This window comes from Corynebacterium sp. UMB4614, assembly GCF_030217065.1.
Lineage (GTDB): Bacteria > Actinomycetota > Actinomycetes > Mycobacteriales > Mycobacteriaceae > Corynebacterium.
Genome location: NZ_JASONC010000075.1, coordinates 1 through 302 on the forward strand (window position 1 = coordinate 1; position 302 = coordinate 302).

Genomic DNA, 302 nt, shown 5'->3' on the forward strand with positions numbered 1-302 from the left:
TAAATTTTAGCCGGAGCCGTTGCCAGAATTTCTACCTCATCGCCAACGCGAATCACGCCGCTATTACGGACAATTAAATTCTGACCAAAATCGACATCGCCGTTATCCTGGGCAGTACGGAAAGATTGCAGCGTTTTTAATGGTTCGCCTGCCGGATGTTTTTGCCCTTTTTCTGGGCTGACGGTGGTGAAAATACAGCGGCTACAAGGTTTAACCACATCAAACACCACATCACCAATGCGAATCACTTTCCAGCGATCTTCTTCCCAGGCTGACGCGCCGGAAACCACCAGATTGGGGCG

1 pseudogene is annotated in these 302 nt (G+C 49.7%); it reads right to left on the reverse strand.

The window, feature by feature from the left end:
* Positions 1 to 302 (reverse strand): annotated as a pseudogene (gene ycbX, locus QP413_RS09965) (6-N-hydroxylaminopurine resistance protein YcbX); the annotation flags it as partial.